A 14,262-nucleotide genomic window follows, 5' to 3' on the forward strand; every position below is an offset into this window, starting at 1 on the left:
GCGGACTTGGCCCGTGAGGTTCTCCGCCATCATGTTCACGTTGTCGGTCAGGTCCTTCCAGGTCCCGCCGACGCCCTCGACCTGGGCTTGGCCGCCGAGCTTGCCCTCCGTGCCGACCTCGCGGGCGACGCGGGTGACCTCGCTGGCGAAGGAGTTGAGCTGGTCCACCATCGTGTTGATGGTGAGCTTGAGGGCCAGGATTTCGCCCTTCACGTCGACGGTGATCTTCTTGGAGAGATCGCCCCGCGCCACCGCCGTCGTGACTTCCGCGATGTTGCGGACCTGACTCGTCAGGTTCTCGGCCATCATGTTCACGTTGTCGGTCAGGTCCTTCCAGACGCCGCCGACGCCCTTCACCTGGGCTTGGCCGCCGAGCTTGCCCTCCGAGCCGACTTCCTTCGCCACGCGGGTGACCTCGCTGGCGAAGGAGTTGAGCTGATCCACCATCGTGTTGAAGGTCGACTTGAGGTCGAGGATCTCGCCCTTCACGTCGACGGTGATCTTCTTGGACAGGTCGCCGTTGGCCACTGCCGTGGTGACCTCGGCGATGTTGCGGACCTGTCCGGTGAGGTTCGCCGCCATCAGGTTCACGTTGTCGGTCAGGTCCTTCCAAGTGCCGCCCACGCCCTTGACCTCCGCCTGCCCGCCGAGCTTGCCCTCCGAGCCCACCTCACGCGCGACGCGCGTGACCTCGCTGGCGAAGGAGTTCAGCTGGTCGACCATCGTGTTGACGACCTTGCCGATGCGCAGGAACTCGCCCCGGAGCGGGCGGCCCTCGATCTCGATCTGCATGGTCTGGCCGAGGTCGCCCTTGGCGACGGCCCCGATGACGCGCGCGACTTCCGTCGTCGGCTGGACGAGGTCGCCGATCATCGAGTTGACCGAGTCGATGCACTCGACCCAGCACCCGGTCGCGGCCGGCAGCTTGCCCCGCTCGCCGATGCGTCCGTCCTTGCCGACCGTGCGGGCCACCCGGTCGAGTTCGCGCGCGAGGCCCTGGTTCAGCTCGACGATGTCGTTGAACGCCTGCGCGATCTCGCCGTCGATCCCCGTGAGGTCGAGGGGAAGCCTGACCGAGAAATCCCCTTTGCGGAAGGCGCGCAGGCTCTTCAGGAGGAGCCGCGGTTCGATCTGCGTGGTGGGCGTCATGCGGACAGACCTTCGGACATTGGGAAAGCGGCTGAGTGTACCTCGGGGAGCCGCCCTGCAGCGCCGTGGGTAAGCGGGTGTATAGAGAGGGGCAAGCGCAACTATCGGTTGCCGCTAACGAGCGGTGATCGCCGCGCGTCCGCCCTCGGCCGCCTCTCTGCGTCGGTGGTCCTGGGGTCGGCGGTCCTGGCTAGGGCCGTCGTCGGCCTGCCGATCGCCTGCGGCGTCCGGATCACGCTCTCGAAGGCGCTGATCCCGCCCCGCTTGCGGATCGGACGAACAGGATGAACCCTGTGCCGTGTGCTGGAGCGTTCCGATGGAGATTCCGGAGTCATCCCGCAAGTCGCACGCCGTCGAGACACCCTGGCATGGCCTCCCGACGCTCGTGATCCGGCCCGCTCGGCCAAGATCGGTCATACCGGCACCTGCCATCATATTGAGACGTCGGCACCATCATCATGCTACGGACCGCAATGGCCGGCATGGCCGCGCAGGTGGCGGTTCTCGGGCTGTGATCGAAAAGTTGGATGATCTGCTCGCGCTGTCCCGCGAGCAGCATTTCGGTCGTGCGCCCGCGGCGTGCCGTGTGACCCCGCAGATGCTGTCGGCCAGCGTGAAAAACCTCGAGAACCGCTTCGGCGTGCAGCTCGTGCAGCGCGGCTCGCCCTTCCACGGCTTCACGCCGAAGGGCCAGCGGGTGCTCTCCTGGGCACGCCGGATCGTCGCCGACAGCCGGACCATGCAGAAGGACGTCGCGACGCTCCGGCGCGGCCTGAGCGGGCATCTGCGCATCGCCGCAATCCCGACGGCCCTGCCGATGGTGGCGGATCTCACGACGCCCTACCGGTCGCGGCATCCCGACGTGCGCGTGACGATCGCGTCGAGCGCCTCGACCGCGTCATGGCGGTGCCGCTCTACCAGGAGGAGTACCGGCTGATCACGGCCGCGGATGGTCCCTGTGGAGACTGTGCCCGCGTCACCTGGGCCGAGGTCGGGCGGCTGACTCTCTGCCTGCTGACACCCAACATGCAGAACCGGCGCACCATCGATCAGCAGATCCGCGCGACCGGTCGAGAGCCCGCGCCGACGCTCGAAACGAACTTGATGATCCTCCTGATGACGCATGTGCGCACCTTGCGCTGGGCCAGCATCATGCCGGCGGCGCTCGCCGACCTGCTGCCGGCTCAGGAGGGCCTGCGCGCCATCCCGATCGTCGAGCCCACCCTCACGCACATGATCGGACTGGTGGCTCTCCAGCGCGAGCCGGCCACGCCTCTCGTCACCTCCCTGATGGCCGTCGCCCGCCAACTCGGACGCAGCCTCGGGCGGGGCACCGTCACCACCCAGGAGGGTGCCTTGGACCGGTACGGTCGTCGGGCGCAAAGGTGCGGGCGTTGCGGGATCTGTCAGACCCTATCGATTCTCTCGATTCATAGAAGTAATACTGCCGTTTTCGAGGCCGATCAACCGGCAGATTGAGACAGCATTACGGAAAATAAGCCGCCATCTTGAATATATTTCGTGGAAATTTTCATCGATTTGTCGATAGTCGACGTACAAATAGCCTAACCGGTACGTTCACGTACGAGATTGATCTATGTGATGACGTGCTAACAAATGATGATGATCTTGAGGGGCCATATCTCAAAAAGCTCGTGACGTGCGTGCTGCCCTGCCAAAGGAGGGGACGATGCAGAAGCCACAGCGTCACTTGGACCCCGAACGCATCGCCGAGCTGACGCCGAGGGGCGGACTCCAGGCCGCCGAGTTCGAGGACCGGAGGCTGGGGCGGCTCAGCACGGTCAGCACCAGCGTCATCTACACCGACGCCGCCTCCGGTGCCGTGCTCCTGAGCAACCGGTTCGCGAGCAGGGCGGAAGCCGTGTCGCAGATCAACTTCTACCGGTCGACCTTCCAGGACGTGAAGGCCCGGCGCCGTGCGTTTCGCGTCGTGTAGGCGCGGCGTCGGCGATCAGCATGGGAAATGTGGAACCGTGATCGAAGTGCCTGAGAAGACTTTGGTCCCCGCCGAATGCGCGAATGCCGGAGGTCGGGCGTCCTGCGCGGAGCGTATGCGGTTCCCGATGCCGCCGCAGGGCGATGGCCCGGCCGCCGCGAAGGCCGCGCACAACCTCCCCCGACCGGAGCGCACCGCACATCCCTTCTGCCTCAACCTCAGGACCTGCGGCAGGCTGGCGGAGCGGTTCATCTGGGAGATCAGGGAGCGGGGAAAGCCGAAGCGCCATTCCGCCCACACCTACGCGACGTTCGACGAGGCCCGTGTCGCAGGCAAGGCCGCCCTCGCTGCCCTGATCGTCGAGTGGCGCCGGACCGATGTCCCGGTTCGCGATCCCGCCGGGAGAGCTTGAGCCCGCAGGTCCGAACACGTCACGCCTGACCCTCGCCCGACCAAAGGCCGGGCGACAGCGCGGAGGGCGAAGCTGCTGCCCAAGCCTGGCGCGACTGGGCCGGCGGCCCTCACGGCTGGCCCGACTCGATCAGCGAGAACCTGGAACCGGCGCGTGGTGAGTTGCTGCCGACTTGGCTGAGAGGCTGAGGCCCGGTCCTTCCTACAAGGGGTGTGGCCGGCACTACCGGACTGGACCGATCCCACGGCTTCGAAGACGCTCCTCTCCGGAGTGGCCCAAAATCCCGAAGCCACTCTCTTGGAACGACCTTGGCACGCCGAGGGCGGCGCTCGTCCGCTCAGGGTGGAAGGCCGGTGTGCCTCACCGCCCGAGAGCGGACGTTCAGCTTTGCGCCCACTCCGGCCGTTCAGACGATTTTCAAACGGCATCTCCAAAGCGGTCATGGCTACAGCCCAGCTTACGGGGTTGTATCGTCCGCGCAGCGCCGGCCTTCCAGATCCGCGGCCGTGCGATTCCGCTCGGCCGAGGCGTGGGAATCTTGAATTTCCGGGAGTGGGTGTAGGTCTATCCCGAACCTGAGCCGGCTCGGGCCAACCGGATTGGATTCTCGCCGCCTTCGGATCGGCCTGTCGCCCGACATAGTGCGAGCGATGAGAGCCGCTGACGCTCGACTTGCACAGTACGAACCGGCCGTTGTGACTGAAGGAGATCGTCATGAAGGTTCTGATCGTCCTGACCTCCCACGACCAGCTCGGCAACACCGGCCGCAAGACCGGCTTCTGGCTGGAGGAGCTCGCCGCGCCCTACTACGTCTTCAAGGATGCCGGCGCCGAACTCGTGCTCGCTTCGCCGAAGGGCGGCAAGCCGCCCCTCGATCCGAAGAGCAACGAGCCGAACTTCCAGACGGACACGACGCAGCGCTTCGAGGCCGACGCTGAGGCGACCGCGGTCTTGGCTGAGACCGTGCCGCTCGCCGGCGTGACGCACGAGGGCTTCGACGCCGTCTTCTACCCCGGGGGCCATGGACCCATGTGGGATCTCGCGGAGGATCCGGCCTCAAGACGGCTCATCGAGACGACGCTCGGCGCCAGCAAGCCCGTGACGCTCGTCTGCCACGCCCCCGGCGTCCTGCGGCACGTCACGACCGACGACGGCGTGCCGCTGGTCCGGGACCGGAACGTGACCGGCTTCACGAACACCGAAGAGGACGCGGTGGAGCTGACGGCCGTCGTGCCATTTCTGGTCGAGGACGAGCTCACCCGTCTCGGCGGCCGGTTCAGCAAGGCCGCCGACTGGCAGCCCTACGTCGTCGAGGACGGTCTGTTGATTACCGGCCAGAACCCCGCCTCGTCGGGTCCGGCGGCCGAGCGCCTTCTCAAGCGCCTACGGGGCGGCGGACAAGGCTGAACGGAGGCATTTCCATGAGCACGGATCGGAAGGTCGCCATCGTGACCGGTGCCTCCCAGGGCATCGGCGCCGGCATCGTGCAGGCCTACCGCGGCCTCGGCTACGCCGTGGTCGCGAACTCCCGCGCGATCGAAGGCGGGCAGGATCCCGAGGTCGTCACCGTTGCGGGCGATATCGGCGAGCGCGCGGTCGCGGAGCAGGTTGTGCGGACGGCCGTAGGCCGCTTCGGTCGCGTCGACACCCTGATCAACAATGCCGGGATCTTCATCGGCAAGGCCTTCACCGACTACACGGTGGAGGACTTCGAGCGTGCCCTGCACGTCAACGTCGCCGGCTTCTTCCACGTGACGCAGATCGTCGTCCCGCAGATGCTCGAACAGGGCAGCGGCCATGTCGTGCAGATCACGACGACGCTGGTGGACCAGCCGATCGCCGGCGCGCCGGCTGGGCTCGCGAGCCTGACGAAGGGGGGCCTGGCCGCGGTCACGCGCGGGCTTGCGATCGAGTACGCGGACCGCGGCATCCGGGTGAACGCCGTCGCGCCGGGGATCATCAGGACCCCGATGCACGCGGCGGACGCGCTCGCAGCGCTCGCCAAGCTCCATCCCATGGGCCGTCTGGGTGAGGTCGAAGATGTCGTGGCGGCCATCCTCTACCTCGAGCAGGCGCCCTTCGTGACGGGCGAGATCCTGAACGTTGATGGCGGTCAGCACGCCGGCCGCTGGTGAGGAGATGCCCCGATGCCGATCGTCACGATCCAGATCACGCGCGAGGGGTCCGACCCCGCACGCGACGCGGTGACCGCCGCGGAGAAGGCGGCCCTGATCAAAGGCGCGAGCCAGCTGCTCTTCGACGTCCTCGGCAAGCCGCTCGACGCGACCTTCGTCGTCATCGAGGAGGTGCCCCTGGAGAACTGGGGCATGGGCGGCCTGCCGGTCGCGGAGTACCGCCGCCGGCGCCGGAGCGCTCAGGCAGATTGAGGTCAGATTTCCGCGCAGCTGGCCGCCGTCCACCACAACCGAGAGACCTCGCCTGCTCCACCACGTCGGTGCTCAAGCAGGCGTGACGTCGGAGGCGAACATGAATATCCGGTTGCTTCTCACCCCAAGCTTGCTCGTCAGCCTCCATGCACCCCTGCCGGCCATAGCGCAGAGTGCCGCCGAACCTGGGACGGGGGGCGGGCCTGCCTCAACGATCAGAGCGCCCAACACGGCGGCAACCGGCCAAACTGTGCCTCGGCCGGGCGCCCTCAACCCGGAAGAGACCGACGGCATTCAGCGACGCACTCGGCAACAGCAGGAGGACGACGCAATCACCAAGGGGATTTGCATCGGCTGCTCGCCGCGCTGAACCGCAGTGAGCGGTAAAGCGCCTAAGGCCACGCACCAAGCGCCCCTCTCCAAGGTAGGCGCGGTCCCGACCAGATTGCTCGGCGATATGCCCCACGCGGCGCCGGAGAAGGCGTTTCGCGGGCTCTTCGAAGCCGAAGGAAGGTATTTCTTCCACAATCGTGCAAATGCGCGAGGGGTGATGCCGATCTTCTATGGGCATGCAGGCCCTGGCGTCCGTGCCACGTTCATCAGCCAACACACCATCGCAAAATACCCGACCAGCGTCAGCAGCTCGACAGTGCCCGCCTCGCCCCAAGTCCGAAGAGCGTCGGCGTAGGTCTCCTCCTTCAAGCGATGCTGGCTGATGAGTTCCGCAACAACGGTGCGTGCAAGTGCGAGGTCGCTGTGCAGGTCGTCCGGTAGCGATGTCCCTCGCTCGACAGCGACCAGGGCAGCCGCGGGCACGCCGGCGGCTTCAGCCAACGGCAGGTGCATGTCCCACTCGAACACGTTGGACACCTCACGGGCCACCACACAGATCGTCCACTCGCGCAACGCATCGTCCACCGTTCCTGCGTAGCGCAGCGTCTCTCCGACCTTGGCGACCGCCCGCAGGAGCGGCGGGCGGTGCAGCAACGGCCGAAACGGGCCGTAGACGCCCCGGCGAGGGCCGTTGATCAGCTCGTCGGCAGCAGCCTGCTGGTCTGCGCCGAGCTTGTTCGGTGGCCCCAGCCGTTCAGATAGACCGGCTTCCGGGAAGAGCGGGATGGCGTTGGCGGAACCGTTCGGGCTCATCAGGCTTGCCTCAGGCTCTTGAACGAAGGTTCTGCATCGCGCCACAGCCACAGGGCTGTGAGCACCAGCAGCAGCGTGGCCGCCGCGCCAGTCCAGCCCAGCGCATCCCATCCGGCCCAGTGGCCGGGACCGATCGCGCGGATGATCAGCGGACCTGCAATCTGCCCGGCAGCGAAGGCTGCGGTCATCTGGGCCAGGAGCGGCGTGGGATTGTCGGGCCGCGCTTCGCGTGCCAGCTGCAGGCCGGCCATCGTGGCAACCATGAAGGTGCCGCCGACCAGGACCGCCGATGCGGCAATTGCCCAGAGGGCGTGCACAGCCAGGGGCAGCGCGGTGCCGAGCGCCATGCTGGCCTGCGCCAGGGCCCAGATCCGCCTCCGCGGCCAAGCCGGTAGCCAGCGTGCCACAGCCGCGACCGACAGGGCGGCGGCCAAGCCGAACAGCGGCCAAGTCAGTCCGAACACGAGGGGATCTGGGGCCAGCTCGCGGGCCATGGTGGGCAGGAAGGTTGCCGGCACGATGTAGCCGAACCCGAAGGCGCCATAGCACAGCACCAGTGGCAGGTGCCCACTCTGGCTGTCTGGCGCGACCGCCGTCCCCTCAAGCTCCTCCATTCCGGGTGTGACGGTGCTGTTGCCGCGTGACTGCAGCCATACAAGCAGCGCGCTCACCCCGGCGATCAGCCCCAGCTCCAGCCACAGCCAAGCCGCTGGCTGGCGTCCACCGAACCAGGCCAGCATGCCCGCGAACGCAATGCCGAGCCCGACCCCGGTGTAGATCCAGGCCCCCAGTTGCGAGACCTGACGCCGGGCGAGCTCGGCCATGCACCAGCTGCTCGCGCAGACCAGCGCCCAGGCGCTGAACACACCGGCCGCCGCACGCAGCATGGCCCCGGTAAGGACGCTCGGAACGGCGTCGGCACCTGCAGTCGCCAGGGTCGTCAACGCCACTCCCCAGAGGCTCAGCAGCAGGCCGCGACGCGGGTTGCTGGTGAACCAGGAGGCGGTCAGGGCACCGGCGAAGTAGCCGCCATAGTTGGCGGCTGCCCACTCCGCGCCGGCTGCAGCGCTCAGGCTGCCGTCCCGCATCATGAGCGGCATCAGCGGAGTGAAGGCGAACCGGCCAATGCCCATGGCGACGGCGAGAGCGATGACGCCGCTGCTGATGATCAGCCAAGCCGAACGGTTAGGCGGTAGGTGTGAAGGATGCATTGTGCTCATAGGACGGCCCGATTAAGCACCCGCGAGCCCTTCTTGGAAAATGAATTCTCCTGACTTATCATTCTCGTTATGAGAACGATGAACTTGGACGACCTCCACATCTTCCGCAGCGTAGTGCGAGAGGGCGGTGTGACGCGCGCGGCGAACCTGCTGCACCGTGTGCCATCCAACGTGACGACCCGGATCAAGCAGTTCGAGGAGCGGCTGGGCGTGACGCTGTTCCGCCGACAGGGTCGAAGCCTGACTCTCACTGAGGCAGGTCGTACGCTGCTGAGCCACGCCGAGAAGCTGCTGCAGATGGCAGACTTGGCCGAGCGGGAGATGCGCAGCGGCGGTGTGCTGCGGCTGGGCTCTCTGGAAAGCGCGGCCGGCGCGAGGCTGCCGCCGATCCTGTCAGCCTTCCACGCGCAACACCCCGATGTCACCATCGAGCTGCAGACCGGCACGACCCGCGCGTTGCTGCGCCTTCTGGACCGCTTCGAGGTCGAGGCTGCCTTCGTGTCCGAGCCTTTCGAGAAGGGCAGCCTCTCATCGGTTCCGGCCTTCGACGAGGAGCTGGTGCTGATTACTGCCAAAGGTGGGCCGACGATCCGCAAAGCTGCCGAGCTACGTGGGCGGACCCTGGTGGCGTTCCCGCATGGTTGCTCCTATCGGCAGCGCCTCATCGAGTGGCTGGCTGAAGGCGGCGCGTCGCCGGACCGGGTTCTGGAGATGAGCTCATACCACGCGATCGTGGCCTGTGTGGCAGGCGGCACGGGAGCGGCGATCGTGCCGGCGGAGGTGCTTGATCAGGCCGTGTTGAGCACGGCCGTGGAGCGCCATCCTGTGCCGCCGCATCTGCGGGTCAACCGTACCCACCTCGTGTGGTCTGGTGAGGTCAGCGCGCCCTTGCAGGCCCTGATGGGGCTATTGCCCAGCGCGGCCGCCAGTGAGGAGGCGATTGGGTGAAGATGCCAACGCTACCCGTTCCATGAAGTCAGGACCGGAACAGGAGCAAGCCCTCGGCATTGCGGTCGGACCATAGCTAGGGGCAGGTCCGATGCTCGATCTCAACATGGCAACCGCCGAGGAGCTAGACAGCGTGGCTGCGCTGCAAGGCCACGGCTTTGAGATCGTGCGCTACCGGGAAGGAACGGGGCCGGTTCACCAGTCTGCGACAGCGCGGTGAAGTGCCGGGTCTCAATCGCAAGGCAGACGGCATCGCGGATCAGGTCACGGTTGCAAAAAGCTAGGCCGAGCAGACCAGCACCCATGTTGCTAACGCGTTGTGCGTGCAGATCCGGATGACGGCACCATGAGGCCGTCACCGGAGTCGCGCCGAACGCCCGCTTTCCTACAGCTTGAGTTCCGAAACGGACAGGCGGCTTCCGGCCAGATCCGGCCGGCAGCTTTGTGCCCAGCTCAGCCGTTCAGACAATGCCGGCAGCTTCGCAAGACCTTGCGCTCTGCCCTTCATTGTGAGTGACGACGAACCTACTCCGGCTTGCCGCTCCGGATCGAGCGCATATCGAGAAGCCACAGGTTTCAGTAACGACAACCGAGTTGTCGTTTACGGCATCGGGCCTGATGCCTTTGAAGGGCTACGGTGACGCAGAAGCCAAGCTTGCCGAAGCCTGTATTGCCTTCAACCGATAGCCCACCCGAAACTTGGCAGCTGAAATCGTGTCATTTCACCGGCAGCTATACTTAGCGAGATCGCTAATGATAATTGCGGGATCAGGGTCCATATGTCTGAGGTAAAATCGAATGCGCCCAGCTACAGAAGGCCACCACAGACGTCATCAGAAAGAATACATTGAAGTGGAATGTTCATCAACATTCGGGCCAACCGCGACTCCGTACGCATGCGCGATTGCTGGATGCTTTGTAGGCACGTTTATTGCTAGAGACAACAGTATTATCTTGAGTTAAATCAAGTAAATTACGCACTTATTAACAAATGCAGGCGCGACGGCGGCGACCTAGCCCATACGCTCCAGCCGCCCGTCTGCACAGTTATTTTCCTAACTTAGGTCTTGAGTTCGGGATCAGGCTAGATGAGCCAAGTTCGGCGGCCATTCGCGGCACGTCGAGGAGAATCATCGTGTGCTCGGCGCCGCATCGAGCAGGTGTCTGACGCCGGGATCACCGCCGACAGGATGTCCCGGCTGCAAACGATCGTGACGTGACGCCGGCTCGTCTTGGAGGCCTGAGGTCAGACGCCGGGCGCCAACCATTTCGTGAGAGCGGGGGCCAAGGGCAGGGGCTGCCCGCACGTCCGCGGTCAAGATCGCGAAGGAGGCGAGAGGATGGGAGCGCAGGCAGACCAACATCCGACGCAGCAACCACCGGCGGCAGGCTCGAAGCATATCGAGCTCCGACCGCAGGACCTGGACCTGCTTCTGACCCAGGCGAGTGACCCAACCCTGCACCGCAACGTCAACGGGTTCGAGAACAACCTCACGCCCGGCCAGGAGCTCTGGGGAGCGGCCAGTCAGCCGTTCCTGCGCCTGTCGCCCTCTCAGTTCGAGCAGACAGGAACTCAGGCCAGCCCGAACGCGGTGCGCATCACCTCCGTCGATGGGACGTCTCTCCTCCCGAACCCTCGGCTGGTCAGTGACCTGATCGGCCAGCAACCTCTCGATGCCGACGGCGGCACGATCAGCCTTCCGAACAGCTTCGGGGGCAACCTTCTGCTGATGTCCTTCGGGCAGTTTTTCGATCACGGCCTCGACTTCTACGCCCGCGGCGGCGGCCCCGATCTCGTGCCCATCGGCGACCTGAACGATCAGCTGGCCGCTGCACAAACCCGCCTCGACTCGCTTCGCAAAGCCGAAGGGCTGCCGCCCGTCCGGATCGATGCTACGGACAGCCTCCTCGAGCAGTTGGGGGATTCCCCTCCGCCGGGATTCGAGTTTCTGACAGGCAGCCGTGCCGGGCGCTTCGACCTGCTGGACGGAACCGTCGAACTCGGCGCGGACGGCGCGCCCATGATGAACAACAGCACCGGGACTGCGCATCTCAACAAGACGGCGCCCTTTGTCGACCAGAGCCAAACCTACGGCTCTGAGCCGAAGATGGCGTACCTCCTGCGCGAAAGTGCGCGAACCGCGGCCGGAGATCTGATCCCGGATGGAAACGGCGGCTGGGTGAAGACACATCGCCTGCTCGACGGAGCCCAGGAAGTGGGCCCGGACGGGATCACGCGGGGCAATCTGCCAAGTTATGCCGACATCTTGGTCAACAATGGCGTGCCCCGCGACGTCATCGATCGACTGTTGTCCGACGTCGCCGACAAGACGATCACGAACATCGATGCCTGGGCCTGCCTCACGGCGGTTCCGGGCTTCGTGAACTTAAGTGACATCGGCGACGCCAAGCACACGATCATGCTGGGCGACAAGAATGATGCGCTCGCAGCGCCGTTCGGTTCGGACGGCGTCACGCCGAACCCGACATTCGATCTGCAGAGCCTTCTGTCCTACCACATCGCCGGGGATCACCGCGCCGACGAGAACGTGGCGATAACAGCCGTCCACACGGTCTGGCACCGCGAGCACAATTTCGAAGCGGAGCAGATCCGGGCGCTGCATTCGGATTGGAGCGCCGAACAGGTTTTCCAGGCCGCCAAGATCGTCACGACGGCCGAGTACCAGCGCACCGTCTTCACAGAATTCGCCGACGGGATGTCCGGCGGCATCCCCGGCCCGTCGCACGGGTTCGGCGGGTATGATCCGACCGTCAATCCCGGCATCTCGGAGGAGTTCGCGGGCGCGATGTACCGCGTCGGCCACTCCATGATCAACGAGACCATTCCGTTCGTGGATGGCGACGGCGCGACGCAGGAGGTGCCCCTGTTCTCGGCCTTCCTGAACCCGGCCATGTTCGATGGGCGGGATCCGCTCACGGGTGGGGTCGGCGGCGCGGCTTCCATCATCGCCGGCGAGGTTCAGTTCGCACACCAGCGGATCGACGAGCAGATCGTCGAGGTGATCCGCAGCAAGCTTCTCGGGCTGCCGCTCGACCTCTACGCAGCCAACATCGAGCGCGGCCGCGAGGCCGGGGTGCCGACCCTCGACGCCTTCCGCCGCTACGTGAGCGAGAATTCCAGCCTCATCGATCAAGCTGGCCAGGCATCGAACTACACGGCGACGCAACCGGAAAAGGTGCCCAGCCTCAAACCCTACGGGACGTGGGCCGAGTTCGGGGCCAACCTGCGCGGCACACCGGAAGAGCAGGCCGAACTCCTCGCCTTGTTCAAGGCCGCGTACGGCGAGGCGGATGTTCACGTCGGCGATGTCGACCTGTTCGTCGGCGGCCTCGCGGAGAGGCCATTTGGCGCGAGCCAGATGGGCTCGACCTTCACCTGGATCTTCCAGGAACAGCTCGACCGGCTGCAGGAAGGTGATCGGTTCTACTACTTCAACCAGCTCAAGGATGCGCCGCTGCTCCTCGCTGATATCGGCTCCCAGCACTTCTCCGACATCATCATGCGCAATACCGGGCTCGAGCACCTGCACTTCGCAGCCTTCAAGGTTGCGGAGACGATCGAGCTCGGCCCGGAGGATCGGAGCTACGAGTTGGACGGCCTTCCGACGACCCCCGGTGCGGCTGTGGTTCTCGTTGGCAACGCGCATGACAACACGATCGTTGTCACAGCCGGTGATCACACGATCTACGGCGAGGCAGGAGACGACACCCTGCAGGGCGGCTCGGGGCTCGATGCCCTGCACGGCGGCACCGGCAACGATGTCCTGATGGCCGGAGCGGGCCCGCTCGGCGCCTTCGCCTACGGCGAGGATGGCGACGACGAGCTCCGTGGCAACAGCGGCGACGACAACCTGATCGGCGGCGCGGGCGACGATGTCATCGAGGGCGGCGCCGGCAAGGACTTCCTGTCCGGTGGCTCCGGCGACGACCGGATCGTGCCCGGCGCCGATCCCACCATGATCGATGGCGGAGAGGGCAACGACACCATCGTGTTCAGCGCCGCCTCGGAGGGCGTGGCCGTCGATCTCAGCATCGTGCTGCAGCCCATCGTGGGCCTCGGCGGCTACGCGCAGGGCGACGTGATCAGCGGCGTCGAGAACATCATCGGCTCACACGCGGCCGACAGGCTGACCGGGGACCGGGCGGACAATCGGATCTCCGGCGGTGGTGGGGACGATCACCTCGAGGGTGCAGCCGGCGACGACGTGGTGATCGGCGGCACCGGAGCAGACGTCCTGCGCGGTGGCTCGGGAGATGACACGCTCCGGGGCGGCAAAGGCGCGGACACGTTTGTGTTCCACTCCGAGGACATGGGCGAGGACACGATCACCGACTTCGATTCGGAGGCTGACCACTTGGATCTACGCGAGCTCGGGCTGTTCGACGTTGCCGATATTCTTTCCGTCACGAGCGAGGATCAGTGCGGAGATGCCGTGATCGCAGTCAAGGGACTCTTGATCACGCTTGAAGGCGTCAGCGAAGCGCAGCTCCAGGCGGCAGGCAGCGCTTTCGTCGTTTAAGTGAATCCGTGAGGCCGTCCGCTTCGCGCCCATTCTGGTCATTCAGTCGATGAAGGCGGCTGCTTCAAGTCGGGCATTCACAGGCTGAACATTATGACGGGCGATCGCTCTGCCTCGGCCCTCCCACCACCCGGGCGCACATCTCCCAGGGGCTCGAAGTGCTGGCCCACGCCCTCGAAGGTTCGCCGGCCCTCGCCTCGACCTACATCTGAGCACCGTCCGGCTCGCGGCGGGCACTCGCCGTCGGCTGACTGCCTTTCCTGACTGACCCTCCGAACCCCGCTACCGACGTCCGCATTTGGAGCAGCACCGCCGCGGCCGTTCCCCGAAACCTCGGCCGGCAACGGAAGGACCGCTCCCGATCGATCGGCTCATGGTAGCGGACGCTGCAGGTCGGCCGGTGTCGCTCCTTGCCGGTCCCGAAGGTCATCGGGTCGGTCCGACTGCGCTTGCAGGTAGGCGATGACATCCCCCGGTCGAGCGGATTCGCAATTCCGGTTAA

Annotated in this window: 11 protein-coding genes and 1 pseudogene; 9 read left to right on the top strand and 3 right to left on the bottom strand. The window is 65.7% G+C overall.

Annotated elements, in window-relative coordinates; translation table 11 throughout:
- Window positions 1-1,149 (bottom strand): HAMP domain-containing protein (locus MOX02_RS27315; RefSeq protein ID WP_170268018.1); only part of this gene is annotated, 1,149 nt, incomplete at its 3' end.
- 511 nt (window positions 1,150-1,660) lie between these two features.
- Between MOX02_RS27315 and MOX02_RS27320 the strand changes: the two are divergent.
- The 6 genes and pseudogenes from MOX02_RS27320 to MOX02_RS27345 all read left to right on the top strand — a co-directional run.
- Window positions 1,661-2,472 (top strand): annotated as a pseudogene (locus MOX02_RS27320) (LysR family transcriptional regulator); the annotation flags it as partial.
- Window positions 2,473-2,839: 367 nt separating this feature from the next.
- A complete protein-coding gene (locus MOX02_RS27325; protein WP_147028952.1) occupies window positions 2,840-3,106 on the top strand; it encodes a hypothetical protein in 267 nt (88 codons plus the stop codon).
- Between the two features lie 37 nt (window positions 3,107-3,143).
- Window positions 3,144-3,518 carry a hypothetical protein gene (locus MOX02_RS27330; protein WP_147028953.1) on the top strand — a complete coding sequence of 125 codons (375 nt, stop codon included), beginning with the start codon at window positions 3,144-3,146 and terminating at the stop codon, window positions 3,516-3,518.
- A gap of 714 nt (window positions 3,519-4,232) precedes the next feature.
- Complete coding sequence (locus tag MOX02_RS27335; RefSeq protein ID WP_147028954.1) at window positions 4,233-4,925, top strand: type 1 glutamine amidotransferase domain-containing protein; 693 nt, start codon at window positions 4,233-4,235, stop codon at window positions 4,923-4,925.
- 14 nt (window positions 4,926-4,939) lie between these two features.
- The gene (locus tag MOX02_RS27340) at window positions 4,940-5,653 is read left to right on the top strand and encodes an SDR family NAD(P)-dependent oxidoreductase (protein ID WP_147028955.1); all 714 of its coding nucleotides are present in this window, start codon (window positions 4,940-4,942) and stop codon (window positions 5,651-5,653) included.
- A 12-nt stretch (window positions 5,654-5,665) separates the two neighbouring features.
- Window positions 5,666-5,905 (top strand): tautomerase family protein, encoded by a 240-nt coding sequence (locus tag MOX02_RS27345; protein WP_147028956.1) that lies wholly within the window; start codon window positions 5,666-5,668, stop codon window positions 5,903-5,905.
- A 561-nt stretch (window positions 5,906-6,466) separates the two neighbouring features.
- On the opposite strand, the gene MOX02_RS27355 is transcribed toward MOX02_RS27345, so the two are convergent.
- Window positions 6,467-7,051: a carboxymuconolactone decarboxylase family protein gene (locus tag MOX02_RS27355; protein WP_147028958.1), complete on the bottom strand. Its 585-nt coding sequence runs from the start codon at window positions 7,049-7,051 to the stop codon at window positions 6,467-6,469.
- Entirely contained in the window at window positions 7,051-8,262 is a 1,212-nt protein-coding gene (locus MOX02_RS27360) for a YbfB/YjiJ family MFS transporter (protein WP_238178888.1), read from the bottom strand. Before MOX02_RS27360 ends, MOX02_RS27355 begins: the two co-directional genes overlap by 1 nt.
- Before the next feature lie 87 nt (window positions 8,263-8,349).
- Between MOX02_RS27360 and MOX02_RS27365 the strand changes: the two genes are divergently transcribed.
- From MOX02_RS27365 to MOX02_RS27375, 3 genes are all read left to right on the top strand, one after another.
- Complete coding sequence (locus MOX02_RS27365; protein WP_174804977.1) at window positions 8,350-9,219, top strand: LysR family transcriptional regulator; 870 nt, start codon at window positions 8,350-8,352, stop codon at window positions 9,217-9,219.
- A gap of 91 nt (window positions 9,220-9,310) precedes the next feature.
- Entirely contained in the window at window positions 9,311-9,439 is a 129-nt protein-coding gene (locus tag MOX02_RS27370) for a helix-hairpin-helix domain-containing protein (RefSeq protein WP_238178886.1), read from the top strand.
- 1,120 nt (window positions 9,440-10,559) lie between these two features.
- Entirely contained in the window at window positions 10,560-13,760 is a 3,201-nt protein-coding gene (locus MOX02_RS27375; protein WP_147028961.1) for a peroxidase family protein, read from the top strand.
- Window positions 13,761-14,262: the final 502 nt, after the last annotated feature.

The organism is Methylobacterium oxalidis (genome assembly GCF_007992195.1).
In the GTDB taxonomy this organism is placed as follows: Bacteria; Pseudomonadota; Alphaproteobacteria; order Rhizobiales; family Beijerinckiaceae; genus Methylobacterium; species Methylobacterium oxalidis.

Bases quoted from the DNA above. Each gene is read 5' to 3' on its own strand.
- MOX02_RS27355 (WP_147028958.1), bottom strand. From the start codon at position 7,051: ATGAGCCCGAACGGTTCCGCCAACGCCATCCCGCTCTTCCCGGAAGCC.
- MOX02_RS27360 (WP_238178888.1), bottom strand. From the start codon at position 8,262: ATGCATCCTTCACACCTACCGCCTAACCGTTCGGCTTGGCTGATCATC.
- MOX02_RS27345 (WP_147028956.1), top strand. From the start codon at position 5,666: ATGCCGATCGTCACGATCCAGATCACGCGCGAGGGGTCCGACCCCGCA.
- MOX02_RS27340 (WP_147028955.1), top strand. From the start codon at position 4,940: ATGAGCACGGATCGGAAGGTCGCCATCGTGACCGGTGCCTCCCAGGGC.
- MOX02_RS27370 (WP_238178886.1), top strand. From the start codon at position 9,311: ATGCTCGATCTCAACATGGCAACCGCCGAGGAGCTAGACAGCGTGGCT.
- MOX02_RS27325 (WP_147028952.1), top strand. From the start codon at position 2,840: ATGCAGAAGCCACAGCGTCACTTGGACCCCGAACGCATCGCCGAGCTG.
- MOX02_RS27335 (WP_147028954.1), top strand. From the start codon at position 4,233: ATGAAGGTTCTGATCGTCCTGACCTCCCACGACCAGCTCGGCAACACC.
- MOX02_RS27375 (WP_147028961.1), top strand. From the start codon at position 10,560: ATGGGAGCGCAGGCAGACCAACATCCGACGCAGCAACCACCGGCGGCA.
- MOX02_RS27365 (WP_174804977.1), top strand. From the start codon at position 8,350: ATGAACTTGGACGACCTCCACATCTTCCGCAGCGTAGTGCGAGAGGGC.